The sequence below is a fragment of the Salipiger abyssi genome, from assembly GCF_001975705.1.
Taxonomy (GTDB): Bacteria; Pseudomonadota; Alphaproteobacteria; order Rhodobacterales; family Rhodobacteraceae; genus Salipiger; species Salipiger abyssi.
Map to the genome: position 1 here is coordinate 2672441 of NZ_CP015093.1, position 25693 is coordinate 2698133.

Here is a 25693-nt window from a genome sequence, read left to right on the forward strand (position 1 = left end):
AAGACCATGAAACCATATCCTTTCGAGTACACCCGCGTCTCCTCGCTGGAGCAAGCGGTCACCCTTCTGCATCGGGAGGAGGAGCCGCGCATCATCGCCGGTGGTCAGAGCCTGATGCCGATCCTCGCCATGCGCCTCGCGGCCCCCTCGCGGCTGATCGACATCGGCGCGTTGTCGGCCCTGCGCGGCATCGAGCGGCGCGGTGAGGTGCTTCGCATCGGCGCGCTTGTCCGGCACGCGGAGGTCATGGCGAGTGCCGAGGTGGCCGAGGCAGTGCCGCTTCTCGCCCGTGCAATTACCCATGTCGCCCATCCGGCGGTGCGCAACCGCGGCACCTTCGGCGGCAGTGTCTGCCTGGCCGATCCGGCGGCGGAGCTTCCGGCGGTGTGCACCGCGCTTGGCGCGACGTTCGAGGTTTTTGGCCGCGACGGCCTGCGGACCATTCCGGCCCGCGAATTCTTTCTCGACATTTACGAAACCGCGCTCGCGCCGGACGAGATTCTGGTCGCCGCCCAACTGCCCGTCGCATGCCCAAAGGAGCGCTTCGGCTTTGAAGAAATCGCCCGCAGACACGGCGATTTCGCCATCGTGGGATTGGCGGTGCGGGCGCGGATAGAGGACGCAGCCTTTGCCGATCTCGATCTGTGCTTCTTCGGCGCCTCGCCGCGTCCGGTGCTCGCGCGGAATGCGGCACGGGCCCTGATCGGGCGGGAATTCACCGCCGAAGCGGAGCTGGCGGCCATCGCCGCGCTGGCCGAGGATCTCGATCCGCAGGAGGACGCCCAGGCCGACGCGGCGATGCGGCTGCACCTGGCCGGGGTTTTGCTGAAACGGCGGCTGGCCGAGGTCGCAGGCAAGGAGGCCGAAAAATGAGCGAACCGATGCAACGCGTTGCCTTGAAGGTGAACGGCGAACACCACGTCGTGACCGTACCCACCCGCAAGCATCTGGCCGACATCCTGCGCGAGGATCTGGGTTTTACCGGCGTGCATGTGGGGTGTGAGCACGGGGTCTGTGGCGCCTGCACCATCCGCATCGACGGGGCCATCGCGCGCGGCTGTCTCATTCTCGGGGGACAGTCGGAGGGGGCTGAAATCGAGACGATCGAATACCTGTCCTCGCAGCCGGGCACCCGTGACCTGGTCGAGGCCTTCGTTTCCGAAAACGCCTTGCAGTGCGGCTTTTGCACGCCCGGGATGGTGATCTCGGCCGCCGCCTTGCTGGCGGAAACCGCCGATCCCACGCGGGAGGAGGTCCGCGCCTATCTTTCCGGCAATTACTGCCGCTGCACCGGATATCAGGCCATCGTCGATGCGGTGATGAAGACAGCCGCCGGACGCCGGGCCGAAAAGGGAGAGGTTGCATGAGCAAGCAGATCCTGCGCGACCCGATTGGCAAATCGGTCCCCCGCGAGCGCGCCCGCCGCTTCGTGACCGGTCGGGGCCGGTACACCGACGACACCGCAGCCCTGCGCGGGTTACACGCGGCCTTTGTACGCTCGCCCGTGGCCCGGGGCGATATACTGGAGATCGACTGCCAGGCGGCGCGAGATATGGACGGGGTGGTTGCGGTGCTGACGCATGCCGAAATTGCCGGCCTGTACCAGCCCTGGCGTGCGGGCAATACGCTGCTGCCTGAGATGAAGGCGCCGGAGCAGCATGCATTGCCGCCGGCGCGTGTGAACTATGTCGGCGAGCCGGTGGCGATGGTGGTTGCCACCAGTCGCGCCCTTGCCGAAGACGCGGCAGAGCAGGTCTTCGCCGACATCGACCCGCTTGACGCCGTCGCGGATATCGAGACCGCGCTCGCCCCGGATGCGCCATTGATCCACGAAGATTGCGGCAGCAATCTTTGCGTCATCCTGACCTCGGGCAATGGCGACTATGGCACGCCTTTCAAAGACGCGGATCTGGTGATCGAGGACACGGTGGACTTCGGCCGTCATACCGCCTGTCCGCTTGAGACGCGCTCAATGCTCGCGGAATACGACCCCAGCAGCGAGGTGCTGACCCTGCGCATCTCGCACCAGTGCCCGCATCAGTTGCAGGCGGAACTGGCGAAGATCCTCGGGCTTGGCCAGCATCGGCTGCGGGTGATTTCCGAAGATGTCGGCGGCGCCTATGGGCTCAAACAGCAGCTCTATCAGGAGGACGTTCTGGTCTGCCTTGCCGCGATACAAACCGGTCGCCCGGTGCGCTTTGTCGCCGACCGGCTGGAATCGTTCGCCAGCGACAATCATGCGCGCGAACATCGCGTGTCGGCCCGCATCGCGGTGACGAAGGATGGCCGGATCACGGGGTTCGAACTGGACGACCTCTTCCCCATCGGGGCTTATCCACAATACCCGCGCACATCGCTGGGCGAGGGCAATCATGTACTGCGCATGTCGGCGGCGGGCTATGACATTGCCGATTTCCGCTCGCGGCTAAGGCTGCTGTTCCAGAACAAGGCGTTGATCGGACATTACCGCTCGGTCGGGCACCCGGTCGCCTGCGCAATCACCGAGCATATGGTCGATCGCGCGGCAGCGGCGCTGGGGCTTGCCCCCGAAACGATCCGGCTGCGGAACTTTCTTTCCGATGACAGCTACCCGCGCAAGACGCCGACCGGCGTGCATCTGCACTACCTGTCGCAGCATGCCTGCCTCGACCGCCTGCTTGCGGATATGGATATCACTGCGCTGCGGAGCGAGCAGGCGGAGCTGCGAAAGCAGGGCATTTACCGCGGCATCGGCATCGCCAGTTTCGTTGAGCTGACCGGAACCGGCAACGGCTTTTACGGTCCCGGTGGCATCGACGTGAGCGGCCAGGACGGCTGTACGCTCAAGATGGAGCCTTCGGGCCACGTGCGCTGCATGCCAAGCGTCACCGATCAGGGGCAGGGCACCGATACCGGCATCGCGCAGATCGTCGCGTCGGTGCTGGGTGTGGAGGTGGCGGATATCCGCGTGCTGAGCGGCGACAGCGAGATCACGCCGCATGGCGGCGGGGCCTGGGCCTCTCGCGGGATATCCACCGGGGGTGAGGCCGCCTGGCAGGCCGCGCAAACCTTGCGGGAGCAACTGCTCATGGTTGCGGGCCACCTGCATCAGCGCGACCCGGAAACGCTGGACCTGAGCAAAGGCCATGTCGTCGATGCGGCAGGCGCACAGATTTCGACGACAGCCGAGGTCGCCCACATCTGCTACTTCCGCCACGATCTGCTGCCCGATGACATGCCAACCGAACTGATGGTCACCCGACACTCGGTTCCCAGGGTGCAACTGTTTCAGGCCACCAATGGCATCCAGGCCGCTTACGTCGAGGTCGACACCGACACCGGGTTCACCCGGCTGCTGGGGCATTGGGTGGCGCATGATGGCGGTACACTCATCAATCCCAAGCTGGTCGAGGAACAAATCCGCGGCGGTGTGGTGCAGGGGCTGGGCGCAGCCCTGCTGGAAGAGATCCGCTACGATGAGGACGGGCAGCTGCTGACCGCGACAATGGCGGATTACCTGGTGCCGATGGCCTCCGATGTGCCGGATATCCAGGTCTCGCATGTGACCTCTGGCACCGCCGAGGGCGTGCTCGGGGCCAAGGGCGTGGGGGAGGCCGGCGTTGCGGGGGCATCCGGAGCGGTCCTGAATGCGGTGAACGATGCGCTTGGGCCTTTGGGAGCGACGGTTCGACGGCTGCCGATTGCGCCGCGCACCGTGCTTGCTGCGCTCGGGGGCGCGGCGCCATTGACGGCTGCGAAGACGTCGGGGAGTGGCAGGTGAATAAGACCGTTGTTCTGATCGCGACCGGAGGCACCATTGCGTCTACGGAGGACGCCGCGGAGGGGGCCGTTAATGCGAACCTGTCCGGTCACGATTTGCTCGCCCGCCTGCACAGCAGACCGGAGGGCATTTCGGTTCGGGAGGAGGCATTTGGCGCCCTGGGCAGCTATGCGCTCGATCTCGGTATGGCCCATCGCCTGTGCCGACGCATTGCCGCGATACTTGAAAACCCGGAAGTGGTTGGCGTCGTGGTCACCCACGGCACAGACACCATGGAAGAGAGCGCCTATCTCTCCGACATTCTCGTGACGTCCGAAAAGCCGGTCGTTTTCACCGGTGCACAGAGACATGCAGGTGAACCGGACACCGACGGCCCGAGAAACATCGCCGATGCCATTCGCTGTGCGGCAAGCGATGCCCTGCGTGGCATCGGCACCGTTGTGCTGTTCGAAGGCGATATCCATGCGGCCCGCGAGGTGAGCAAGACCCACACGTCGCGCGTCGATGCGTTCCGGTCGGCCGGGCTCGGCAAGCTGGGGGAGGTCGATGGCGGTGAGGTCTATCTCTATCGCCGCCCGACCCAGCGGGTACATGTTGCCACAAAACGGCTGGAAAGCCGCGTCGAGCTGATGCTGCTGGGTCTTGGGAGCTCTCCCGAATATCTTGATTTCTGTCTTCAGAGCGGGGTCAAGGCCGTGGTCCTCGCCGCTTTCGGCCGTGGAAATGCGCCCCGCGGCTTTGCAGATGCGGTGCGCCGGCTGAGCACGCACAATATCCCCGTCATCGTGGCGTCGCGCTGTCCCGAAGGGCGCACGTTGCCGGTATACGGGCGAGATTCGGGCGGCTGTTCCCTCGCCGCTGCGGGCGCATATTTCTCCGGGAGCCTGTCGCCCATCAAGGCACGCCTGCTGATGAGCGCTCTTCTGGGGGCTGGCCTGACGGCAGCCGAGTTGACTGCAAAAATTCGCGGAGCAGGGGCAAGCTAGGTGTCTTATCCTGGATGCGTGTCAGGGCGGCCCCCGTTGGGCTGCGACGCGCGATGTCGTTGCATAGCGGCTGACATGAGATGTGGTTTCGCAAGAGGTTGTTCGCAGCGGCGTCCCGGGGGGAGGCCTTTGAGCGCGAAGTGTCGTCTTGATCGGTCGAATAGCGGACCAGATCGGTGTCGCGTGCATTCGATGACGGGTGTGCAAAGGCCGCAGGCCCCTTCGGTCAGAAGGGGCTGGATGGAGTTTTCTGCCTGGCTCTTGGTCTCGTTTGTGCCGGGGCGCATGTGGCGTGGCGGATCGCGTCAACGCTTGCCTGCGGCTACGTTGCGGGCCAGCCGTTTTCATGAATCACGCTTTCGAGTTCCAGCCTCTTGCGCCAGCCGCGGGCTTCGAGCTCCGGCGTCGTGTAGAGTTCATCGACATATCCGGCACAAAGGTAAGCAACGATTTCAACGTGATCCGGGATGCCCAGCAGGCCGCGAAGATCCTCCGGTCGAAAGATCGAAACCCAGCCGATCCCCACGCCTTCCGCACGGGCGGCCAGCCAGAGGTTCTGGACGGCGCAGACCGTCGAATAGAGATCCATGTCGCTGTTATGGGTCCGGCCCAGTACGACCTTCCCGCCACGGGTCCGGTCGCAGGTCACGCAGATGTTTAGCGGAGAGGTCAGGATGCCTTCGAGCTTCAGCGACCGGTAAAGCGCCTTGCGGTCTCCGTCGAACAGTTCTTCCGCCTCGGCATTGGCGCGGAGAAAGGCGGCATGCACGCAGGCGCGCAGCTCCGGGTCGCGGATCAGCAGGAAATCCCATGGCTGCATGAAGCCGACCGACGGCGCGGCATGCGCGGCCGCGAGAATGCGCCAAAGGGCGTCGGGATCGACCGGATCGGGCCGGAACTCGTTCCGAACGTCGCGGCGGGCATTGATGATATCGTAAAGCGCCTGACGTTCCTGTTCGTCAAACCGGCGGGCGGGCTGCGGAAGCACAGTTCTGGCGGACGGATCGGGGGGCATATCGGGCCTCGCATATTTCAAAGCGCCACGGGCTCCACCCCGAGGCGCAATGACACCAGGCCGGTCTTCTGGCTCCGGATCCTCTCGTCCTGGCGCCTTCCCGGGCGTTGCCCAGTGGCTTCTGCCAAACGATCCCCGATACAGCGGCGGGCCCGCGCCGGATTTGCACCGGCTTCCCGATTCTCCCCCAAGGGGGCACCTGATGATGTCCTTATCTCGCGACTGTGCGCGGCACGCAAACGGACATTCAATCTCGAACGGTATGCAGATAGCTCGGGGCCGGGTGTGGCAGCGCCCGGTGCTCAGCGCGACTGACCACTATCGGTCGGAAAGAGCGGCGATGCCGCACCCTGAAACCATACCGACCGCCGCAGAGCGATCAGTCAGCTTCGAGCCCACTTACGACCTTGGTTCCGCCAAGTGGATGGCCCCGACGCTCAGCCGTGCTCTGACCTGCGTGGCAATCGGTCGTGAACTCTCTTGTGGCAGGCGCATGTCGATAACCACAAAGGCCGGTGCTGACCCTGTTTGTGAAAAACGGCACGGCCGAGCCGTGCCGTAAATCAGCCCTGTTCGGCCACCCTTGGAAGCCGGATTCAGGTGCGCAGCGCGCGCCTAGAGTTGATCCCCGGTCTCTTTCGATACCCGGGATTTCAGCAGTGTGAACAGCGGGGTCTGGGACAGGAGGATCACGATGCAGACCAGCAGCAGCGTCAGCGACAGCGGGCTGGTCAAGATGCCCGCGAAGAAGGCGCCGAGGTCTTCGCGCTCGGAGATGATCGCCCGGCGCCAGTTGTCGTCGAGCAGCCGCGACAGGATCACACCCAGGATCACCGGCCCCAGCGGATAGCCGTAATGCCGCATGAAATAACCGAAGACGCCAAAGCCCAGCATCCAGTAGACATCTGTGACCGAGTTGTTGACCGCATAGGCGCCCACCACCGACAGCAGCATGATGAGCGGGATCAGCACCGCGCGCGGCATCTCGACGATCTTGGTGAAGAGTTTGATGCCGGTCAGGCCGCAGATCAGGATAAAGACATTGGCGGTCAGCAGCGCGCCGACGATGAACCAGAACATCTGCGGTTGATCGACCATGAGCATCGGGCCGGGGTTCAGCCCGTGGATGAAAAGCGCCCCGATCATGATCGCGGTCACCGCGTCGCCGGGGATGCCCAGCGTCATCATCGGCACGAAGGCCCCGCCCACCGCGGCATTGTTCGCCGTCTCGGGCGCCACCAGCCCTTCCATGGCACCGGTGCCGAAGGGGCGTGTCGGCTTTTTCGTCACGCGCTTGGCGTGGTCGTAGGCCATGAGCGCCGCGATGTCGCCGCCGGTGCCGGGTAGGGCGCCGATGATGACGCCGATCGACGAGGTTTGCAGCGACAGCGGCAGATATTTCCGCACGGTGGACCAGGACGGTATGATGCGGTCGATCTTCTGACGCATCGCGTCGGCGCCGACATGGTGGAGTTGCAGCAGCGCTTCGGAGATGCCGAACATGCCGATCATCACCGCGATGAAGGAGATGCCGCCCTCCATGATCTGAAAATCGAAGGTGAAGCGTTCGGCAAAGGTCAGCGGGTCGCGGCCCACCGCGCCGATGGCGATGCCGAGCGCGCCGGCGAAGATGCCCTTGAGCAGGCTGCCGGCGGAAAGCGAGCCCACCAGCAGGATGCCCAGCACCGCGAGCAGCATGTAGTCACGCGGCTGGAAGGTCAGCGCGAACTCGGCGACAAAGGGCGCCGCCAGCGCCAGAACGGCAATCCCCACGAGCCCGCCGAAGAAGGACATGACGGTGGTGACGCCGATGGCCTCGCCGGCCTCGCCGCGCTGTGCCATGGGATAGCCGTCCATGGCCGTGGCGATGGCCGAGGGCGCGCCGGGAATGTTCAGCAAGATCGCCGTGCGCGAGCCGCCATAGACGCCGCCCATGTAGATGCCGACCATCAGCGAGATCGCCGGGTAGACATCCCAGGAAAAGGTGAAAGAGATCAGGATCGACACCGCCATGGTGACCGACAGGCCAGGGATCGCGCCGATATAGACACCGAGGAAGGTGCCCAGCCCCACCAGAAGAAAAAGCTGCGGCTGCGTGAAGACGGTGAGAAGTGCGAGCAGGGTATCCATCATTGCGCCCCCCATTCGGTGCCGATGTTGCGGATGAATTGCAGCAGTTCGGCCTCCGGCACGATGCCGGCGGGCATCAGCACGGTGAAGACGATCCGGAAGACCACCCAGATCAGCAGCAGACTGCCGAGCGAGACCGCCAGGGTGAAGCCCCAGCCGCGGCCCGAGAGATACTTGATCGCCAGGACCAGAAAGAGCGCGGCGGTCGGCAGGAAGCCCAGGGGCACCAGCAGCAGACCGAAACAGACCAGCAGCCCGCCGAAGAGGATCACCTTGAACGGCAGGATGTCGCGCGTCAGGCTCTCCGTCGACACTTTCGGCAGCCGCGCGGTGCGTAGCACGACGAACAGCGCCGAGACCGCCATTGCCGCCGTGGTCGCCATGGGGACGGCCCCCGCCGAGGACAGCGCCTCGAAGCCGGCAATGCCGTAGGCCTCCCACAGCAGGTAGAGGCTCGCCGCGAGCAGGAACAGCGCAAAGGCCAGCTCTCCGGGCCGCCGCTCTGCCTCATAGCCGCCGGGCGTGGCGTCGGATGTGCCGTCATGGTGATCGGCGTCACCGCGGTAGTCGATTTTCATGGGGACCTCCTCTGGCAGAGCCTTCGCTGGGGGCGGCGCTCCGTTCCGCCGCCGGCAGCGCCGGCCGGTGCCGGAACGGCGCCCGCACCGGGGCGCCGTTCGGCCTTCTTATCATATCGTTTCCCGGTTCATGCGCCGCGGCTCAGGGGCGCGGAATGTCGAACTCTTCGGGCGATTTTTTCGAGAAGCCCGCGTCATGCACCAGCCAGGAGGAGGTGGACCGGTAGCTTTCGAGGAAATCCATCGCCTCCTCGCCGGCGATCGACATGATGATGAAGCCGCGATCTTCCATCAGCTTGATGAAGTCGGGATTCTCGGCGCCTTCGGCATAGGCGGCTTGCAGCTCGGCGACGACCTCGTCCGGCGTGCCTTTCTTGACGAACACGCCGAAGAACGGGCCCCAGGGCAGGTAATCGGCGAAACCGGGGATCTCCTCGGTGATCGGCACGACGCCCGGCAGCAGGTCGTTGGGCTGGGTGTCGACCAGGCCGATGACCTTCATGCGACCGGCTTTCACACCTTCGATGGCGGCCCCCAGCACCGCGGGCATCACGTCGATGGCGCCGCCCTGAAGCGCGGTCAGCGCGGGGCCGTCGCCGTCATAGGGCACGCGGGTGAACTCGACATCTTCCTGACTCGTCAGCATGGCCAGCACGATCGACGTCAGCCCGCCGGGGCCGGTGGATCCCACACGTACCTCGCCCGGGTTCGCCTTCACGTATTCGACGAATTCCGTCATCGTATCGTAGGGCGCGTCATTGTTGGCGACGAACATCGGCACGCCGCGCGCCAGAACGTTGATCGGCACCATGTCGGTGTAATCGTCGGTGCCGAGCCCGAGCACCTTGTACATCTGGGGGTTCTCGGCGCCCATCAGCAGGGTGTAGCCGTCGGCCTCCTGCTGCTGGACATGGCGCAGGGCGATGGCACCCACGCCGCCGGTCTTGTTCTGCATGACGATATTGCCGCCAAGCGCCTCGGCCGCATGCGGCGTCACCGCGCGCATCACCGTGTCGGTGGAGCCGCCGGCGCCCCACTGGATGATCCCCTGGATCTCCTTCGTGGGATAGTCGGCGGCGAACGCGCTGCCGCCGGTCATGGCCAGCAGGGTCAGGCCTGCGAGAAACGTTTTCATGGTTTTCCTCCCATTGATTGACGGCCCTATGCCGCCGCTTGTTCTGCCGGATCCGAGGGCAGCCCCTCTCCCAGCAGGAAATCCACCAGCCTTTCGGCTTCGGCGTTGAACATGCCCGCGCCGGTCATCGTGTTGCAGCCCTTGGCCCGGGCGGCGGCCACCATGGGCGACACTTCGGGGCGGGTGATGGCGTCGGCGACGAAGGTCTCGGGCGACATCAGCGCGGGATCGGAGGGGAAGGGGTCGCCCTCGCGCATCCCGCAGGGGGTGACGTTGGCCACCAGGTCCATGCCCGTCGGATCGTTGCTGCCGGCCGCGACGCGCCCGGGGAATTTCTCGTCCAGCGCCGAGACGATGCGCGACAGACGCGTCTCGTCGAGATCGGAGATGGTCAGATGCGCGGCGCCGCGATCTAGGATTTCGAAGGCCACGGCGCTGCCCGCGCCGCCGGCGCCGATCAGCAGCGCCGTCTTGCCCGCCGGCTCGAAGCCGAGCGCCTTGATCCCGTCGAGATAGCCGATGCCATCGACATTGTCGCCGATGAAGCGGCCCTCGGAATCCTTGTGGATGACATTCACCGACCCGACAAAGCGGGCGCGGTCGCTGACCACGTCGCAGAAGGCGAGCGACGCCATCTTGTGCGGGATCGTGATCACCAGGCCGCGCACGTTCTGCATGTGGCGAAAGCTCTCCATGGCGGCGGTCATGTGCTCGGCATGGATGTGCAGCGGCGGCACGAGCGCGTTGACGCCGCGCGTGGCCAGAATCTCGCTCAGGAAGCGCGGAGAGCGGACCTGCGCGATAGGGTCCCCGATCACCGGGAACAGGATGGTTTCGCCGTCAAGCTGCACGGGTCTGTCCTTTCTCTTGATGCGAACGGGCGGCGGCATGGCGTCCGGCAATGGCGCCGAAGACAAGGCCGGGGCCCAGTGTGATGCCGGGACCGGGATAGGTGCCGCCCATGATGGAATGCAGGTCGTTGCCCACCGCATAGAGCCCGCCGATCACGCTGTCGTCGTCGCGCAGCAGCCGGGCGTGCGTGTCGCCGCGCAGGCCTTGTGCCGTGCCGATATCGGCGGGTTGCAGGCGCACCGCATAGAACGGCGCCGTGGCGATCCGGCCCAGCGTCGGGTTGGGTGCGACCGTCGGGTCGCCGTTGTTGCGCTGGTAAGGCGAGCCGCCCCGACCAAAGCTTGTGTCCTCGCCCTTCTCGGCAGCGGCATTGATATCGGCGATGCTGGCGGCGAGCGCCCGCGGGTCGGTGCCGGTCTTGGCGGCGAGCTCGTCCAGCGTTTGCGCTTCGATCAGGTAGCCGTCGGCGACATGGGGTTTCGGGTTCTCTCCTCCCGGGTGCACCATGCCCAGCCCGAATTTCGCCAGTGTCGGCGCGTCGGTGACGATCCAGGCGCCGGCGGTGTCGGGGCCGCCCGCCAGCATCGCCTTGCCAAAGGCATGGTACGAGATTGTCTCGTTCACGAAGCGGCGGCCCTTGAGGTCGACGCAGACGGTGCCGGGCTTCGAACGGTCGAGCACGAAATGCGGGAAGACCGCTGTGCTGCCATCGGCGCGGCGGCGGGTGGAGCAGGGCGCCCAGAAGGCGCTCTGGTCGTTCCCCTGCCCATAGGTCGCGCCGAGGCCGAAGGCCAGATCGTGCATCGTGCCGGTATGGCCGGGGGCCGAGGGGCTTTCGGCGGGCAGGGTGTCGGGCAGATAGGCGGCACGGCGGCTGGCGGAGCGCCCGAACCCGCCGGTGGCGAGGATGACGCCGCCGTCCACGGGTACGGCGCGGTCCTTGCCCCCGCCCGAAGGCGCAGTCCGGTCACCTCGCCGCCGGTTTCGGTCAGTGCCGTCACCTCGGTGCTGCGCAGGATGTCGACGCCCAGATCCAGCGCCGACGCCAGCAGCCTGGCGACCAGGGCGCCGCCCATGACCACCCGCGTGTGCCGGCCATGCAGTGCGCGGTCGCGCATGTAGCGGGTGACGATCCTGGCGACATGCAGGAAGCTGGCCGGGGATTTGTAGCGGTTCAGCAGGTGGCCGATATCCACCCGGTCGATATTCATGCCGCCGAGCACGGTGAATTCCGGAATCGGCGGGCGGATCATGTTGCGCGCGGCGCCCATGGCGCGGGTGTCGAAGGGCACCGGCTCGATCGCGCGGCCATTCAGCGTGGCGTTCGGGTGATCCCACTCGTAATCGGGATGGCGCGGATAGGGGCGGAACTGCACCTGCGTGCGCGCCTGAAGCGTGGCGATGGCCTCGGGTGCGGCGTCGAGAAAGGCCTCGCGCATATCCCGATTGCCGAAATTGCCCACGGCGCTGTCGAGGAAGGCCGAAACCTTTTCGCGGGAATCGTCGGGATTCGCGGCGCGCCCGGTTTCGGTGCCCGGCGCCCAGACCGTGCCGCCGGAGAGGGCGGAGGTGCCGCCGATATACTCGGTCCGTTCGATCAGCAGCACGCGCGCGCCTTCGAGCGCGGCAAAGATCGCTGCGCCGAGGCCGGCCGCGCCCGAGCCGATAACGGCGACATCGTAGCGCTCAGCGATGCTGTCGATGGAAATATCGGCCATGTCGTCCTCCCTGACGCTTGGTGGCTGACCCGCCTCCTGCGAGCCGTCGAATCGCGTCTGAACCCATCATTGACAGAAATTGAAATCTCATTCCAGTTTTTAATGTTCTTCACATTCTGATTATTTTTCCATATTGTTTGGGCAAGCAACAGCGAGAGGCCTGTCATGAGCAGCGCATTGGAAAAGGGACTGGGTGTGATCAGCTTCCTGGCCGAGCGGCCCGAAGGGGCTTCGGTGAGCGAGATCGCCAAGGCACTGGATCTGCCCCCATCGGGCGTGCACCGCCTTTTGAAAGAGCTGGAAACGCTCGGTTATACGCGCCAGAGCCGCGAGCATGGCGACTACATGCTGACGCTGAAACTGGCGACCAACGGGCTGGCCTTTCTCGCCCGCACCGGGATCCCGGATCTGAGTCAGCCGATTCTCGACCGGCTGGCGCATTCGACGAAAGAGCTGATCCGGATGGCGTTGTTCGACGGCGAGGAACTGGTCTGGGTCGGTGTCTCGCAGGGCGCGACCGCTGGGCTGCGCTATGATCCCGATGCAGAGCACGGCCAGATCGTGCATCTCGCCTCCGCCTCTGGCGGGCAGGCCTGGCTGTCGGGGCTGAGCGACGACGATGCCGTCGCCTCGGTGATGCGGCAGGGGCTCGAAAGACCCGGCGGGGCCGGTGTCTCGGCGCCCAAGGGCGTGGCCGAGCTGTTGCAGATCGTCCAGACCGCGCGGGCACAGGGCTACGCGCAGAACACCTCCAGCTTCATGCTCGGCATGGCGGCAATCGCCGTGCTGATCCGCCATCCCGACACCGACGAGCCGATCGGCACCGTGTCGATCGCCGGCCCGTCCGCCCGCGCGACGCCCGAACTGCTGCACTCCTTCCTGCCGGAGCTGCGTCAGGCCTCGAAGGATCTGGCGGAAGCCAGCCTGGCGGGGCGCAGCTTTACCCGCTGGTATGACGAGACCATGGGTCGCCGGCAAGCCCAGTCCCGGACGGGAGAAGGGCGCGACCGGTCGTGACGAATAAGGGGAGGAGCATCGACGCGCGCCCCGAGCCGGGCGCGAGCTACGATCTGCTAGTCGTCGGGTCGGGCGCCGGCGGGCTTGCCACGGCGGTCACCGCCGCCGATCTGGGCCTGTCCGTCGCCGTGCTGGAAAAGGCGCCGGTGCTGGGCGGCACCTCCGCCTGGTCGGGCGGCTGGCTATGGGTGCCGCGCAACCCGCTGGCGGTGGAGGCCGGAATCGACGAGCCGCCCGAGGCGCCGCTGGATTATCTGGCGGGCATCATGGGCAACCGCGTGGGCGACCCGCGGATAAAGACCTATCTCGACACCGGGCCGGAGATGGTGCGGTTTTTCCGCGACCGCACCGCCGTGGACTGGATCGACGGCAACAAGGTTCCCGATTTCACCGAGAGCCCGGGCGCCGCTGCCGGTGGCCGTTCGGTCTGTGCCGCGCCCTTCGACGGGCGGCGGCTCGGACCCTGGATCGCCAAGCTGAGGCCGCCGCTGGACGTGATCTCGCTGGCTGGCATGGGCATCGCCTCGGGCAAGGACATGGCGCATTTCTTCAACGCGATGCGCCGGCCCGCTTCGGCGCTTTACGTGACGCGGCGCCTTGCGAAGCACGGGGTCGATCTGGTGCGGCATGGGCGTTCCATGCAGCTGGTCAACGGCAATGCGCTGGTGGCCGGGCTGATGCGGTCCTGCCTCGACCGGGGTGTCGATCTCTTCACCGATGCCGGGGTGAGCGCGCTGAAACATGAGGACGGTGCGGTGACCGGCGTCACGCTGACCGGCGGCACCCGGCTACACGCCCGGCGCGGCGTGGTGCTGGCGACCGGCGGCTTCCCGCACGATCCCGCCACCCAGGCGAGGCTTTTCGGTGCCGAGACCGGCACCGCGCATTATTCCGCCGCGCCCGCGACAATACCGGAGACGGCATCCGCCTGGGCGCCGAGGCCGGCGGCCAGCTGCGCGAGGATCTGACGAATGCGGGCGCCTGGGCGCCGGTTTCCCTCGTGCCCGACGGCGAAGGGGGCTTCACGCATTTCCCGCATCTCGTCGATCGGGCCAAGCCCGGCATCATCGCGGTGCGCGGCAGGGGCGAGCGCTTTGCCAACGAGGCCGACAGTTATCACGCCTTCATGCGCGCGCTGTTCGACGCCACACCGGCAGGCGAAGCGCCAGAATGCTGGCTGATCGCGGATCACCCGGCGCAGCGCCGCTGGGGGCTGGGCTGGGCAAGGCCCGCGCCCTTCCCGCTGGCCCCGTTCCGGCGCGGCGGCTACCTGCGCTCGGGCCGCACATTGGAGGAACTCGCGCGCGCCTGCGATCTCGATCCTGCGACGCTCGAGGCCACCGTCGACCGCTTCAACGCACAGGCGGCGGCGGGCGAGGACGCTGATTTCGGTCGTGGCGCGTCGATCTACAACCGCGTGCAGGGCGATCCGGAGAATCGCCCCAACCCGTCACTTGGCGCGCTGCGGCGCGGACCCTTTCACGCGGTGCGCATCGTGCCGGGCAGTCTCGGCACCTTCGCGGGGCTCGACGCCGACGACCGCGCCCGGGTGCTGGACGCCGGGGGCGCGCCGATCCCGGGGCTTTTCGCTGCCGGAAACGACCTGAGTTCGATCTTTGCCGGGCAGTATCCGAGCGGGGGCATCACCCTCGGTCCGGCCATGACCTTCGGCTACATCGCCGCCCATGTCGCGGCGGGCCGCTGGACCCCCGAGAGCGGGGCCGACCCTCAATCCGAAACGCAACAGACCCCGGCCCGACCGGCCGGATCCAATGGAGGAGCTATCCATGCCGCTTTTTGACATCGTCACTCTGAAGACCGCGCTTTTCGCCACCCCCAAGGTGGCCCCCGCGCTCCAGGAGTGGCTGGCCGCGCCCGAGGCCAAGGGCACCTTGATGGGTGCCTGGGCGCCGGATATCGGCACGCTGAACGACATCATCCTGCTGCGCCAGTTCGACAGCGCCGAGGATCTGATTGCCGAGCGCACCCGCACCCATCTGTCCGACAACCCGTTCGGCTGCATGGAGCATCTGCGCGGCTGGACCTCCGACAGCTACATCCCGCTGGATTTCACCCTGCCGGTCACGCCGGGCGAATACGGCAAGGTCTACGAGATCCGCAGCTATCAGCCGAAGCTGAACGGCATGGGGCCGACCATCGACAAATGGCGCGAGGCGGTGCCCGTGCGCACCGAATATTCGCCGCTCTCGATTGCGATGTATTCCCTCGACGGTCCGACCCGGTTCACCCAGATCTGGCCGTATGAAAGCGCCAACCAGCGCGCCGAGATCCGCGGCAAGACCGTGGCGGATGGCATCTGGCCGCCGAAGGGCGGTCCCGATTGGCTGACGCCCGAGATGACCTCGACCCTGGCGGTGCCGTTGCCCTTCTCTCCGCTGAAATGAGGCGGGCATGGGATATCGCTATTCACTGGCCTTTCTGACCGTTGCCGAGCTCGCGCCGCCCGAGGCGGTGCGCGTGGCGGCGGAAGCCGGCTTTGATTTCGTCGGCCTGCGGCTTCTGCCCGCAGGTACCGACGGGCCGTATCCGATCATGACGGACAAAGCGCTTCTGGAGCAAACCCGCCGGGCGGTGCGCGAAACCGGCGTAGGGGTGGCCGATGTCGAGATCATCAGGATCACGCCCGATTTCCGGCCGGAAGAGACCGTGGCCTTTCTGGAGCGGGGGGCCGAACTGGGCGCTCGCAACATCCTGACGGCAGGCTACGACCCGGACATGTCGCGCATGACCGACAGCTATGGCGCCTTCTGCGAGCTGGCTCATCAGCATGGGATGACGGCGGATCTGGAGTTCATGCCATGGACCGATATCCCCGATGTCGCTGCCGCGGCGGCGCAGGTGCGCGCCGTGGACCATCCCGCAGCGGGCGTCCTGGTCGATGCTCTGCATGTGCAGCGCTCCGCAACCACCTTCGAGGAAATCGCGGCGCTTGATCCCGCTTGGATCCATTATGCGCAGCTGTGCGATGCTCCTGCGCGATATGATCCGTCGCCCGAAGCCCTTATCGCGACGGCGCGGGGAAACCGCCTGATGCCCGGGGACGGAGATTTTGATTTCACCAGCCTCCTTGCTGCGCTCCCCAAAGACATCGTGCTCAGTGTCGAGGTGGCTCAGCCGCACCGGGCAGGCGAAACTCCGGCGCTGCAAAGAGCGATCGAGGCGATGGACAAGACACGCGCGGTCATCTCCCGGGCAAGGGGAGAGGCTTGCCCCTGAGAGGTTTCCGAAGAACGCGAACCTCGGCGTCTACCTCAGAAGCTGATTCACCGGCTCTGCCAGCACGGTGCAGTTGGTGATGCGCGGAGTGGACGAGGTGACGGGATCGCAGCTCAGCGGCGTCAATCCCGGGGAGCGCATTCCCCCCGCGACATCCGCTCCGCAAGATCCGGTCCGTCGCCACTGATCGGCCGCTGCGCGCGCAGGTTGGCCGGTCGGACGTGACCTCCTAACGCGGCCCGGGCGACGTCGGGACGGGCATCGCAAGTCTCGGCCGTCAGGCCTCGCGCAGCTTTTGCATGAGCGCAAGCGCGGTCTTGTGCTGCGCGTCAAGTTCCCGCGAGAGCAGCGTCGCCGATAGGCTCTTCGAGGCCTCTACGACCACGCAAATCGCGCCGCGCAGGTCGATGAACGGCGGCACCAGGTTCCATGTCCATGATGAATTCAGACGCGTTGCGCTCGCGCAGGCCACCGGGTGGCGCGATCCGAACAGGTGTCGCCGAGGCGGTCGCGTTCGGAGGAGGGGGCGAGCTCAACGCGAAGCCTCTGCGTTGATCGCTGCTTGCGGTGCAAGCATGACATTCGTGACAAGCGCAGCGGGTGTTCTGACGGGGCGATAACGGGCGCAGGAACCACTTCTCCCAGCGGGTGAAGCGTTGATGGACCAGGTCATCTTAGGGTGGCGCTTGGGGAGGGGCATCGCCTCCCGACGGTCTAAGTCTTTAATTCCTGAAAAAATCCCTCCCACCGAGCAGTGAGATGCCCCGCTGCAAGGCCTTGGATGCGCGACAGGCGCGTGCGGTTCCGAGTTGGCATCTTCTTATTCGGATGGGCATGAAATACGCAGTGGCGGGAGGGGGTGCCCAAAATGCGGGCGAAACCCCGGTTTTGTGCCCCGGTTTTGCTTCATAAATTGCATACAATAGTGAATTCAAAAATTAGAAATTTCGTGTGCGCTCTGCAAAGACAGCGCGCTTGCCGCCATGACGTCAGCACCAACCGACAGGACAGGAAACCGAATGACCAAGCACTTCGACTACAGCCGGCCGCTGAGCGCGGCGATACTGGGCCTTTGTGTCCTCGCGCCCGTGGCATCCGCTGCGCAAGATCAGCCGCCGGTTCCCGAATGCAACGCCCGCGAAACCTATGGCTGTTATGTGCCCGCCGCCCCCGAACCCGGGACGGACATCCCCGAAGCGTCGGTCAACTTCTCGATGCGGCCCTCGGCGGACAATTCCTTTTATATCGTTGCCATCGACCAGGGGTGGTTTGGCGATGCAGGCATCACCATCCTGCCGGAACCGACCGGGTTCCAGGCGACCAACGACAACGCGATCCCGCTGATCCTGAACGGCACAAACGACGTCGGCGCGATGTATGGCGGGTCGGTCGTACAGGCCCTGCCCAACAACGATGTGCTTAAGATGATCATGCTGACCGACGACTTTGTCGGCTACAGCGTCTGGGCCGATCCAGAGCTGGGCCTGAAGACCGTCGATGATTACATGGCCGAAGGGCAGGACTTCAAGGAAGCGCTGCACAGCGCCCTTGCCCCGCTCGTGGCCGAGGAGGCCGTGCTTGCCACGACACCGCTGTCGGACACGCGCCCCTTCATCGACATCACCTTCGAAATGGCGGGCTACGGCCGTCCCGAGCTGCTGCTGCTCGACGATCCCGACAATCGCGTCATGGCCCAAAGCGGCCGCGTCCAGTTCAGCCTGCCCACCAGCGCCTCTGCCCATCTCGAATTTTCGCAGGACGGCTGGACCAACCTGGTCAGCCAGCAGCAGATCATCGACAACGCCGAAGGCGCCGACAAGGAGGCGATCGGCCCGTTGATCCAGACCGTCGGCGTCATGGCAAACCGTAACTGGGTCGAGGAAAATCCGAACACCACGCTTCGGCTCGTCTCGGTGGTGTTCCGCACCATTGAGGCGATCATGGAAGACGGCGGTGAACCCGGCGGGCTGATGTCCATCGCGGTGCCCTTCATCAACGCCTATTCCGGCATGAACCTCGACGAAGCGGGCCTCTACGAAGTCTACACCCGTCTCGACCCGCTGTCCCCCTGGGACACGCAGGGCAAGTATTTCGAGGATCTCGAAGATCCGCGTTACTACCGCTCTTCCTACTCGGCACTGATCGACGAACTGGTCGAAACCGATGTGATGCCCGAAGGCTTCGTACCCGACGACGCAATTTGGGCCGGTCAGATCTTCGCAACGCTCAAGTGGTATCGCGAGGCCGCGCTGAGCGAAATCGAGGCCGCGCAGCAAGCTGATCTCTCCGACGCGCAGGCCGAGCTCCTGTCCTCCGCGGAGCAGCAGTTCGAGTGGTTCAACTTCCTTGACGCCTACCGGATGGCCAGGGGTGTCAACGACGCAGGCTGATGACCTGCCGCATCTCCTGACCCGCCGGTGCCTTTCTCGTGCCGGCGGGGCTTTCCCACCAAACAACCCGAGGTCCAGATGACAGGTAAACTCCGCCAAGGGGCGAGCAATCTTGCCGGTATCTCCCTGATCGCCCTTGTCTGGTATGGAGTATCTCTCTTTACCCCGGCCTACATTCTGCCCCGCCCGGAGACGGTCGTTGCGCGCATCTGGGAGTGGGGCCTCGACGCACCGTCGCTGGCCAGCTACGGCCTGACGGCCAGCGGCCTGCTGCCGAACTTGTGGGTCACCATGCAGACCGTGGTGGCTTCGCAGCTTCTGGCCCTGTCAATCGGTGTGCCGCTGGGCCTGGCCAGCGCCAACCATTCGCGACTGCGCGCCGCGATCAATCCGATCGTGATGACCGGGACGACGGTGCCGATCCTCGTGCTGGCCCCCTTTTTCCTCGTCTGGTTCGGTGTGGGGCGCACCACTTCGGTCCTTCTGGTCTTGCTCTACGGGATCAGCCTCTTCACGATTTATAGTCAACGCGCCGGGCGTGCGCTCTCTCCGGTCTACGCCGACAGTGCCCGCGCGCTCGGCGCCTCGCGATGGCGCGTGTTGCGCGACGTGCTGTTCCCCGCCGCCGTGCCTGCAATCATCGGCGCGCTGCGGGTCTCCCTTTCCGGGGCGTGGGGTCTTGCCGCTATTGCCGAACTCCTCGGTGCGAGCTCGGGCACGGGCGTGATGATCCGCGTCCTGGTCGGGCAGTTCGACGTTGTCGGGCTCATGGCCGTCATCATCCTGATTTGCGCCGTCGCCCTCTTTGCCGATTTCCTCGTCTTCCTGCTCGGGCGGCTCCTGCTGCGCTGGCGGGCCGAGTGATCCTGCCCCTCGTCATTAGAAACAGAAAGCAATCGCCATGATCGAATTCGAAAACGTCGGGCAGAGCTTCCCGCGCCCGGATGGCAGCCGCGTCGTCGTTGCTGACAACATCAACGCGGTGATCGAGGAGGGCGAGTTTGTCTGCATCATCGGTCCCTCCGGATGTGGCAAGACCACCCTGCTGCATCAGGTCGCCGGGTTGAACTTGCCGCAGACCGGCGAGATCCGCGTACATGGCCGCAAGGTCACGGCGCCCGGCCCGGACCGCGGCATCGTGTTTCAGAAGGACGCCGTGTTTCCGTGGATGAAGGTCATCGACAATGTCGAATACGGCCTGGCCTGCCGCAACGTGCCCAAGGGCGAGCGCCGTCGACACGCGATGGCCTATCTCGATGCGGTCAATCTTGCCGATGTTGCCGATGCCTGGCCCAAGCAGCTCTCCGGCGGGATGCTGAAGCGGGTCGCCATTGCCACCGTCTTTGCGAACGGGGCGGAGGTGCTGCTTCTGGACGAACCCTTCGGGCCGCTCGATTACCTCACGCGGCGGCAGCTCCACCGCGTCCTGCTGGACCTGTGGTCGAACCGGACGGAACCGGGCGGCAAGCGGCGCACCGTGTTGTTCGTGACTCACGACATCGACGAAGCGCTCACTCTCGCCGACCGTGTCCTGGTCATGGACAAGGGGCGCATCGTGAAGGACATGCGCCTCGACCAGCCGCGGCCACGCACCGACAACGATCTGGCAACGCCCGACCTGCTGGAGGCCAAGCATGTGCTGCTGCGTCATCTCGGACTGGAAGCCCTGGCCGGGGAGGCAGTATGATGCTGCATCGCAATCCGCTGCTGTGGATCAATATCGCCGCCGTTGTGGTGATGGTCCTCGCCTGGCAGGGGCTGGCGCTGCTCTTTGCCAACCAGGACGTGGGCGCCCTGCGCACGCCGCTGATCCCGGGCTGGGAGATGATCTTCAGGGAAAGCCTGCCCGCCATGGAGAACTACCGCGCCGGGTCGCGGGGGCTGGGACTCGATGAGGGCTCGGTCATGGGCGGCATCGCGGTGCTGGCGGACCACGCCGTCGACACCTGCCTGCGGCTGTTTACCGGCTTGGCGCTTGGTGCGCTGCTGGGGGTCGGGATCGCGCTGCTGGTGTCCATGTCGCGGATCGCGCGCGCCGTGGCGGCGCTGCCGGGTCACATCCTGCGCACGCTGCCGGTGCTAGCCATGGTGCCGCTGGTACAGGTCTGGTTCGGCGTGAGCTTCACCGGCATGGTGGCCTTCGTCGCCTTCGGGGCGGGCGGGCTGCTGTTCGTCGGGACGCTGAACGCCGTGGCCAACGTGCCGCAGCACTACATCGACGCGGCCCGGTCGCTGGGAGCTTCGCGGCTGCGGGTCTATCGCACGGTGATCCTGCCCGCGATCTTTGCCGAGCTTCAGTCCTCCATCGTGTTGTGCCTCGCCCTGTCGTGGAGCATCGTCGTCGGCGCCGAGTTCCTCGGCGCGCAAAGCGGCCTCGGTTTTATCCAGGTCCAGGCCAAGCAATTCGCGCTGCTCGACCGGATGGTCGTGGTCGCCCTTGTCTTCCTGCTGTTTTCCACGGTGATCTACCTCGCCTTTGATCGGCTCTCGCGTTTCCTGCTGCGCTGGCAACCTGACACGCGCGACTGATCGCCCTCTCGCTTACCCCAAACTCCCCCTGGAGACCGAATGACGACCTTCAACGTGTCCGCCACGACCTACCTGCTCAACTACCTGCCCGAATACGTGGCTTCGGATCAGGGTTTCTTCACCGATGCCGGGCTGGAGGTGACGAACACCCCGCGGATTCCCTGGGACCTCGTGCTGGACGACCTGGCGGACGGATCCGCGCAGGCGGCGCTGGGCGGGATCTGGGTGCCCGCAATGTACCACGGCCGGGGCCGCGAGCTGCGGGCCTTCGCCCAGATCGCCAATCGCGCGCCCTTTGCCCTGGTCGGCCGCGCCACGACCAAGCCCTTCGACTGGCCCGAGCTGCGCGGTCGTACCGTGACCTGCGTCGGCGCGACCGGGGCCAGCGTCGCGATTTATGCCAAGGTGCTGATGGCCGAGAACGGCGTCGACCCGCGCGAGGTGAATTTCATCCAGGATCTCGACAACGGCATCCTGTCGCAGACTTTCCGGGGCGGCATGGCCGACTATTTCGTCACCGATGACATGACCGCCGACGCGTTGTCGATGGAGGACGATCTGTGCATCCGCAGCCGGTTCGTCGAAGATGGCGGACAAGTCCCCTGGAGCGTCTATTATTCCGACCTTGATGTGCCGGTGGACCCGGCCGCGCAGGCCGCCTTTGCCGGCGCGCTGGACCGGGCGATGGATTGGATCGCCTCGCGGGACGCGGCGGAATTCGAGGCGCTGCTCGGTCGCCTTTTCCCCAAGTCGCCGGCGCGGCGTACCGTGCAAGTCGCGAATCTCTACCGTGCCAATGACATGTGGAGCTCCAGCGTGATCCCGCGGCAAAGCTACGACCGGTGGCAGCGCGGCATCTGCGACAATTTCCTGATCGACGCACCCCTGCCTTACGAAACGCTCGTCACGGGCCGCGATGCAACCAGAGTGTCCGCATGAAGATTCATGTCGTCAATCCGAACGGCTCTGCGGAGATGACCCGGTCTCTCGAGGCGGAGGTGCAGTCTGCCGCCGGCGCTGCCGGCTGCGAAGTCGTTGTCACCTACGGCGGCAGTGGCGTACCCGCCAGCATTGAGGGCTATGCCGATGAAGCGGCATCGCTCATGCCGATGCTGCGCAATATCCGGTCGCAGGACAGGGCGGGGGCCGCAGCCCATGTGATTGCATGTTTCGACGATACCGGGCTGGATGCGGCCCGGGAAGTCGCCGAAGCCCCGGTTATCGGAATCTGCGAAGCGGCGCTCGCGACGGCGCGGATCGTGTCAAAACGGATTTCGATCGTCACGACGCTGGAACGGTCGGTGCCGATTGTCGAGGAATTGGTGCATCGCTACGGAGCTGCCGATCTGGTTCGCGGCGTGCATGGAACCGCGATGCCGGTCCTCGACCTTGAAGGTGGCCGGGGCGATGTCATGGCGCGGCTGCTGCCGATCCTCGGGGGCGTCGTCACTCAGGATCGGGCCGATGCCCTGGTGCTGGGGTGTGCCGGCATGAGCCAGTACACCGCCGCACTGGAGCGCGGATTGGGCGTGCGCGTTATCGACGGGGTGCGTATGAGCGTTCACATTGCAGGCGCGCTGGCCGCCGCGCAGGTGAAAACGTCGAAATCAGGCGCCTATGCCGCGCCGCGCAGCAAGGCCGGCGCGGTCTTTGCCTGATCCGGAAAGGCGCCGTTCAGCTCTCTTCGTCGAGCGACAACAGGATGTCGGCGAGACGGGTTCGCGGCGCCTCCATGGCCTCCAGGTTCACGCCTGCGATGATTTCTTCGAGATGTAGCCGCATGATGCGCGACGCTTCTTCGGGGCGGTTGGCCGCGATCGCCCCGACCAGATCCTGGTGTGCGTCGCAGCCGCAGAGCGACGTCCTGTTGCGCCAGTGCTGCCCGATGATCAGAGAGGAGCGTGAGCACAGCCCGCGCACGTAACTGGCATAGAGGTCATGCCCCGCGATGCTGGCGATCCGCAGGTGGAACGCGCTTGACAGCAGGACGGCCTGTGCATCGGCATGACTGTCCATCGCCTTCCGTTCCGCGTCGAGCTTGTCCTGAAGCCCCTGCACATCCTCTGGCGTTGCCCGGCTCGCGGCGAGACCCGCGACGACCGGCTCGATCAGCAATCTTGCGTCGAAAACCTCGCGGGCTTCCCGCATGGTGGGTTGCGCGACGAAGGCTCCGCGCCGGGGCCGGATCTCGACAAGGTTGTCGTGATGCAACGCCTGTAGCGCCGTGCGAACCAGGGTTCGGCTGACCTCGTAGACCTCGGCGATCTCCTCTTCCACCAGCTTTGCGCCGGGCTGTAGCTGACGCGACAAGATGGCAAGGCGCAGCTTGTCGTGAATGACGACCGCCCGGCTCTGACGCTCGGATCCTTCACTCTTTTTGTGCATTTGCTCACCGGCCCTCGATAGGACCTCCTCACAGCGATTTTCAGGGAGTAACTGTCGACTCTTTAGTACGTATCGACTCGGCAACGAAGAAGGAAACTAATTGTACGCGGATCTGCGTACAAAAATTTCCAGACAACTACAGGAGGTCGCTTTGCCACACGGCGATGATGCCGCAACCGCCCACCGGACTGCGTCGCGCATGTCGGTGGAGAAACGCCCCGCGCAGCCAGAATGTCAGAGTCAGGATTCATAGCCGTTGCTGCGAGGGCGAAAAGGAGAGCTTTGGTGCAGTGATCATACCGGGTCGCGAAACGCACCCGTCTTGGAGCCGCCCGAACGTGATCTCGATCACTGCCGGGCAAAGGATCAGGCGACCAAGCTCCTCTTTTGGGCCCAGACTCGCCGCAGTACGATGCGTCTCTCAGTCATAGATGCGTGGTTTTCTGTATGGCGTTGGGAAGTGGGGCGCCAGACGCGCCATCTGCGCGTCGGCGAGGCAAAAGAGATCAGACATGTCACCGCTCGTATTTTCCGAACGGTGAACTTTGCCGGTCTGCCGCATCAATGGGTTCTGAGCCTGGGAGCTGGGCGGGGCACTAGCCGTTCCGCGCAGCCGCGATGGCCTCGTCCATGATCCCGACGGCCTTGTCGATCTCTTCGTCGCGGATGGTCAGCGGCGGCGCGATGCGGAAGACCGCGCCCATGGCGGGCAGGGCGACGATGTTCATGCTCAGCCCGCGCGCCATCGCCTCGGCACCGATGCGGTCGCCGAGCGCCAGATCCGGCGTCTTGCTCTCGCGGTCGGTGACGACCTCCAGCCCCAGCAGCAGCCCGCGCCCGCGCACATCGCCGATGCAGTCGTAGCGCTGCTTGAGGCTCTCCAGCCCGTCGCGCAGCCGTGCCCCGGCGCTCACCGCGCGCTCGGCCAGCCGGTCGCGGCCCAGCACGTCCAGCACGGTAAGGCCGACGGCGGCGGGCAGCGGGTCGGAGACATGGGTGGTCAGGAAGACAAAGCCGCGCTCATGCGCCGTCTCTTCGATCTCGCGGCTGGTCAGCACCGCCGAGAGCGGCAGGCCCGCGCCCAGGGTCTTGGAGAGGGTGAGGATATCCGGCGTGATCCCGTCGCGCTGGAAGGCGAACATCTGCCCGGTGCGCCCGATCCCGGTCTGCGCCTCGTCGAGGATCAGCAGCATGCCGCGCTCCTCGCATTTCTTTTTCAGCGCCGCCAGATAGCCCTCGGGCAGCTCGATGATGCCGCCGGAGGAGAGGATCGGCTCGGCGATGAAGGCGGCGAGGCTGCCGGTGGACTGGCTGTCGACCAGCGCGAAGGCGTCGTCGAGCTCGGTCTGCCAGTCGAGGCTGCCATCGGCATGGGTGAAGCGCGGGCGATAGGCATTCGGCACGGGGATCGCGAAGGAGCCGACATTGGCCGGGCCGACGCCGCGGCGCGCAGCGCTGTAGGTGGCCGAGGCGGCGGCGCCGGTCATGCCGTGCCAGCTTCGCGAGAAAGCGACGATCTCGTGTTTGCCGGTAACGCATTTCGCCAGCCGGATCGCCGCCTCGTTCGACTCGCCGCCGGTGGAGAGCAGCAGCACCTTTTCCAGCCCCGGCTGCATCCGCCCGAGCCGCGCCGACAGCTCCACCACCGGGCGCGACAGCATCCCGCTGAAGAGATGATCGAGCCGGCCGATCTGCTCGCGCACGGTGCGCACGATATCCGGATGCGAATGGCCGAGAATGGCGCTCATCTGACCGGAGGTGAAATCGAGGATGGCGTTGCCCTCGGTGTCATAGACATGCGCACCCTCGGCGCGGTCGATCACCCGGGTTTCGAATTTCGGCCCGTAGCGCATCACATGGCGCTCGGTGGCGGCCCAGAAATCGGTTTCGGTCTCGGTCGCTTGCATGGTCATGACGGGCCCTTTCGGTGTGGGTGAGATCTGTCCTTTGCCACAGGCTAC

23 protein-coding genes, 2 pseudogenes and 1 riboswitch are annotated in these 25693 nt (G+C 65.7%); of the genes and pseudogenes, 15 read left to right on the top strand and 10 right to left on the bottom strand.

The features are described from left to right. Nucleotides 1–6 precede the first annotated feature (6 nt). From Ga0080574_RS16500 to Ga0080574_RS16515, 4 genes are read left to right on the top strand one after another with little or no spacing between them, the layout of a single operon-like run. A complete protein-coding gene (locus Ga0080574_RS16500; protein WP_076702190.1) occupies nucleotides 7–873 on the top strand; it encodes an FAD binding domain-containing protein in 867 nt (288 codons plus the stop codon). Continuing rightward, on the top strand, nucleotides 870–1367 hold the full coding sequence (locus Ga0080574_RS16505; RefSeq protein WP_198039736.1) for a (2Fe-2S)-binding protein: 498 nt from the start codon (nucleotides 870–872) through the stop codon (nucleotides 1365–1367). The genes Ga0080574_RS16500 and Ga0080574_RS16505 overlap by 4 nt, the downstream gene beginning before the upstream one ends. Continuing rightward, nucleotides 1364–3760, top strand: coding sequence for a xanthine dehydrogenase family protein molybdopterin-binding subunit (locus Ga0080574_RS16510; RefSeq protein WP_076702194.1), 2397 nt, complete (start codon nucleotides 1364–1366; stop codon nucleotides 3758–3760). Before Ga0080574_RS16505 ends, Ga0080574_RS16510 begins: the two co-directional genes overlap by 4 nt. After that, nucleotides 3757–4746 (top strand): asparaginase, encoded by a 990-nt coding sequence (locus Ga0080574_RS16515; protein ID WP_076702197.1) that lies wholly within the window; start codon nucleotides 3757–3759, stop codon nucleotides 4744–4746. Before Ga0080574_RS16510 ends, Ga0080574_RS16515 begins: the two co-directional genes overlap by 4 nt. A gap of 322 nt (nucleotides 4747–5068) precedes the next feature. Here the strand turns inward: Ga0080574_RS16515 and bluB are convergent, their stop codons facing one another. The 6 genes and pseudogenes from bluB to Ga0080574_RS26960 form a co-directional block, all read right to left on the bottom strand. After that, complete coding sequence (bluB, locus tag Ga0080574_RS16520; RefSeq protein ID WP_076702201.1) at nucleotides 5069–5761, bottom strand: 5,6-dimethylbenzimidazole synthase; 693 nt, start codon at nucleotides 5759–5761, stop codon at nucleotides 5069–5071. A gap of 41 nt (nucleotides 5762–5802) precedes the next feature. Next, a riboswitch (cobalamin riboswitch) is annotated at nucleotides 5803–5979 on the bottom strand. A 397-nt stretch (nucleotides 5980–6376) separates the two neighbouring features. Continuing rightward, the gene (locus Ga0080574_RS16525) at nucleotides 6377–7891 is read right to left on the bottom strand and encodes a tripartite tricarboxylate transporter permease (protein WP_076706026.1); all 1515 of its coding nucleotides are present in this window, start codon (nucleotides 7889–7891) and stop codon (nucleotides 6377–6379) included. Next, complete coding sequence (locus tag Ga0080574_RS16530) at nucleotides 7891–8469, bottom strand: tripartite tricarboxylate transporter TctB family protein (RefSeq protein ID WP_076702205.1); 579 nt, start codon at nucleotides 8467–8469, stop codon at nucleotides 7891–7893. Before Ga0080574_RS16530 ends, Ga0080574_RS16525 begins: the two co-directional genes overlap by 1 nt. Before the next feature lie 142 nt (nucleotides 8470–8611). Continuing rightward, nucleotides 8612–9604: a Bug family tripartite tricarboxylate transporter substrate binding protein gene (locus Ga0080574_RS16535; RefSeq protein WP_076702209.1), complete on the bottom strand. Its 993-nt coding sequence runs from the start codon at nucleotides 9602–9604 to the stop codon at nucleotides 8612–8614. Nucleotides 9605–9630: 26 nt separating this feature from the next. Continuing rightward, a complete protein-coding gene (locus Ga0080574_RS16540; protein ID WP_237219272.1) occupies nucleotides 9631–10455 on the bottom strand; it encodes a shikimate dehydrogenase family protein in 825 nt (274 codons plus the stop codon). Beyond that, nucleotides 10445–12174 (bottom strand): annotated as a pseudogene (locus tag Ga0080574_RS26960) (FAD-dependent oxidoreductase). Before Ga0080574_RS26960 ends, Ga0080574_RS16540 begins: the two are co-directional and overlap by 11 nt. A gap of 165 nt (nucleotides 12175–12339) precedes the next feature. Here Ga0080574_RS26960 and Ga0080574_RS16550 point away from each other — a divergent pair. The 5 genes from Ga0080574_RS16550 to Ga0080574_RS16565 are packed head-to-tail and all read left to right on the top strand — an operon-like array spanning nucleotide 12340 to nucleotide 16428. Continuing rightward, nucleotides 12340–13191: an IclR family transcriptional regulator gene (locus tag Ga0080574_RS16550; protein ID WP_083716874.1), complete on the top strand. Its 852-nt coding sequence runs from the start codon at nucleotides 12340–12342 to the stop codon at nucleotides 13189–13191. Next, on the top strand, nucleotides 13188–14159 hold the full coding sequence (locus tag Ga0080574_RS26685; protein WP_198039737.1) for an FAD-dependent oxidoreductase: 972 nt from the start codon (nucleotides 13188–13190) through the stop codon (nucleotides 14157–14159). The genes Ga0080574_RS16550 and Ga0080574_RS26685 overlap by 4 nt, the downstream gene beginning before the upstream one ends. After that, nucleotides 14156–14992 (top strand): FAD-binding protein, encoded by an 837-nt coding sequence (locus Ga0080574_RS26690; protein ID WP_250644922.1) that lies wholly within the window; start codon nucleotides 14156–14158, stop codon nucleotides 14990–14992. The genes Ga0080574_RS26685 and Ga0080574_RS26690 overlap by 4 nt, the downstream gene beginning before the upstream one ends. After that, a complete protein-coding gene (locus Ga0080574_RS16560) occupies nucleotides 14979–15596 on the top strand; it encodes an NIPSNAP family protein (RefSeq protein ID WP_076702221.1) in 618 nt (205 codons plus the stop codon). The genes Ga0080574_RS26690 and Ga0080574_RS16560 overlap by 14 nt, the downstream gene beginning before the upstream one ends. A gap of 7 nt (nucleotides 15597–15603) precedes the next feature. Next, complete coding sequence (locus Ga0080574_RS16565) at nucleotides 15604–16428, top strand: sugar phosphate isomerase/epimerase family protein (protein ID WP_076702224.1); 825 nt, start codon at nucleotides 15604–15606, stop codon at nucleotides 16426–16428. A 277-nt stretch (nucleotides 16429–16705) separates the two neighbouring features. On the opposite strand, the gene Ga0080574_RS25965 is transcribed toward Ga0080574_RS16565, so the two are convergent. After that, nucleotides 16706–16849, bottom strand: coding sequence for a hypothetical protein (locus Ga0080574_RS25965; protein ID WP_156876384.1), 144 nt, complete (start codon nucleotides 16847–16849; stop codon nucleotides 16706–16708). Between the two features lie 598 nt (nucleotides 16850–17447). On the opposite strand from Ga0080574_RS25965, the gene Ga0080574_RS16570 reads away from it, so the two are divergent. The 6 genes from Ga0080574_RS16570 (at nucleotide 17448) to Ga0080574_RS16595 (ending at nucleotide 23005) form a co-directional block, all read left to right on the top strand. After that, nucleotides 17448–18818: a substrate-binding domain-containing protein gene (locus tag Ga0080574_RS16570; protein WP_076702228.1), complete on the top strand. Its 1371-nt coding sequence runs from the start codon at nucleotides 17448–17450 to the stop codon at nucleotides 18816–18818. A 78-nt stretch (nucleotides 18819–18896) separates the two neighbouring features. After that, the gene (locus tag Ga0080574_RS16575) at nucleotides 18897–19682 is read left to right on the top strand and encodes an ABC transporter permease (protein WP_076702232.1); all 786 of its coding nucleotides are present in this window, start codon (nucleotides 18897–18899) and stop codon (nucleotides 19680–19682) included. 37 nt (nucleotides 19683–19719) lie between these two features. Then, nucleotides 19720–20505 carry an ABC transporter ATP-binding protein gene (locus Ga0080574_RS16580; protein WP_076702235.1) on the top strand — a complete coding sequence of 262 codons (786 nt, stop codon included), beginning with the start codon at nucleotides 19720–19722 and terminating at the stop codon, nucleotides 20503–20505. Further along, entirely contained in the window at nucleotides 20502–21347 is an 846-nt protein-coding gene (locus Ga0080574_RS16585) for an ABC transporter permease (protein WP_083716875.1), read from the top strand. The genes Ga0080574_RS16580 and Ga0080574_RS16585 overlap by 4 nt, the downstream gene beginning before the upstream one ends. A gap of 39 nt (nucleotides 21348–21386) precedes the next feature. Then, nucleotides 21387–22286, top strand: coding sequence for an ABC transporter substrate-binding protein (locus Ga0080574_RS16590; protein ID WP_076702241.1), 900 nt, complete (start codon nucleotides 21387–21389; stop codon nucleotides 22284–22286). After that, nucleotides 22283–23005 (top strand): aspartate/glutamate racemase family protein, encoded by a 723-nt coding sequence (locus Ga0080574_RS16595; protein WP_076702245.1) that lies wholly within the window; start codon nucleotides 22283–22285, stop codon nucleotides 23003–23005. The genes Ga0080574_RS16590 and Ga0080574_RS16595 overlap by 4 nt, the downstream gene beginning before the upstream one ends. 16 nt (nucleotides 23006–23021) lie before the next feature. On the opposite strand, the gene Ga0080574_RS16600 is transcribed toward Ga0080574_RS16595, so the two are convergent. From Ga0080574_RS16600 to Ga0080574_RS16605, 3 genes and pseudogenes are all read right to left on the bottom strand, one after another. Further along, nucleotides 23022–23732, bottom strand: coding sequence for a GntR family transcriptional regulator (locus Ga0080574_RS16600; RefSeq protein WP_076702248.1), 711 nt, complete (start codon nucleotides 23730–23732; stop codon nucleotides 23022–23024). A gap of 424 nt (nucleotides 23733–24156) precedes the next feature. Further along, nucleotides 24157–24246, bottom strand: a pseudogene (locus Ga0080574_RS25970) (IS5/IS1182 family transposase); the annotation flags it as partial. 82 nt (nucleotides 24247–24328) lie between these two features. Next, nucleotides 24329–25645 (bottom strand): aspartate aminotransferase family protein, encoded by a 1317-nt coding sequence (locus Ga0080574_RS16605; protein WP_076702252.1) that lies wholly within the window; start codon nucleotides 25643–25645, stop codon nucleotides 24329–24331. Between the last annotated feature and the right edge of the window lie 48 nt (nucleotides 25646–25693).

Bases quoted from the DNA above. Each gene is read 5' to 3' on its own strand.
- Ga0080574_RS16500 (WP_076702190.1), top strand. From the start codon at position 7: ATGAAACCATATCCTTTCGAGTACACCCGCGTCTCCTCGCTGGAGCAA.
- Ga0080574_RS16505 (WP_198039736.1), top strand. From the start codon at position 870: ATGAGCGAACCGATGCAACGCGTTGCCTTGAAGGTGAACGGCGAACAC.
- Ga0080574_RS16510 (WP_076702194.1), top strand. From the start codon at position 1,364: ATGAGCAAGCAGATCCTGCGCGACCCGATTGGCAAATCGGTCCCCCGC.
- bluB (WP_076702201.1), bottom strand. From the start codon at position 5,761: ATGCCCCCCGATCCGTCCGCCAGAACTGTGCTTCCGCAGCCCGCCCGC.
- Ga0080574_RS16525 (WP_076706026.1), bottom strand. From the start codon at position 7,891: ATGGATACCCTGCTCGCACTTCTCACCGTCTTCACGCAGCCGCAGCTT.
- Ga0080574_RS16530 (WP_076702205.1), bottom strand. From the start codon at position 8,469: ATGAAAATCGACTACCGCGGTGACGCCGATCACCATGACGGCACATCC.
- Ga0080574_RS16535 (WP_076702209.1), bottom strand. From the start codon at position 9,604: ATGAAAACGTTTCTCGCAGGCCTGACCCTGCTGGCCATGACCGGCGGC.
- Ga0080574_RS16550 (WP_083716874.1), top strand. From the start codon at position 12,340: ATGAGCAGCGCATTGGAAAAGGGACTGGGTGTGATCAGCTTCCTGGCC.
- Ga0080574_RS16560 (WP_076702221.1), top strand. From the start codon at position 14,979: ATGCCGCTTTTTGACATCGTCACTCTGAAGACCGCGCTTTTCGCCACC.
- Ga0080574_RS16565 (WP_076702224.1), top strand. From the start codon at position 15,604: ATGGGATATCGCTATTCACTGGCCTTTCTGACCGTTGCCGAGCTCGCG.
- Ga0080574_RS16570 (WP_076702228.1), top strand. From the start codon at position 17,448: ATGACCAAGCACTTCGACTACAGCCGGCCGCTGAGCGCGGCGATACTG.
- Ga0080574_RS16575 (WP_076702232.1), top strand. From the start codon at position 18,897: ATGACAGGTAAACTCCGCCAAGGGGCGAGCAATCTTGCCGGTATCTCC.
- Ga0080574_RS16580 (WP_076702235.1), top strand. From the start codon at position 19,720: ATGATCGAATTCGAAAACGTCGGGCAGAGCTTCCCGCGCCCGGATGGC.
- Ga0080574_RS16585 (WP_083716875.1), top strand. From the start codon at position 20,502: ATGATGCTGCATCGCAATCCGCTGCTGTGGATCAATATCGCCGCCGTT.
- Ga0080574_RS16590 (WP_076702241.1), top strand. From the start codon at position 21,387: ATGACGACCTTCAACGTGTCCGCCACGACCTACCTGCTCAACTACCTG.
- Ga0080574_RS16595 (WP_076702245.1), top strand. From the start codon at position 22,283: ATGAAGATTCATGTCGTCAATCCGAACGGCTCTGCGGAGATGACCCGG.
- Ga0080574_RS16600 (WP_076702248.1), bottom strand. From the start codon at position 23,732: ATGCACAAAAAGAGTGAAGGATCCGAGCGTCAGAGCCGGGCGGTCGTC.
- Ga0080574_RS16605 (WP_076702252.1), bottom strand. From the start codon at position 25,645: ATGACCATGCAAGCGACCGAGACCGAAACCGATTTCTGGGCCGCCACC.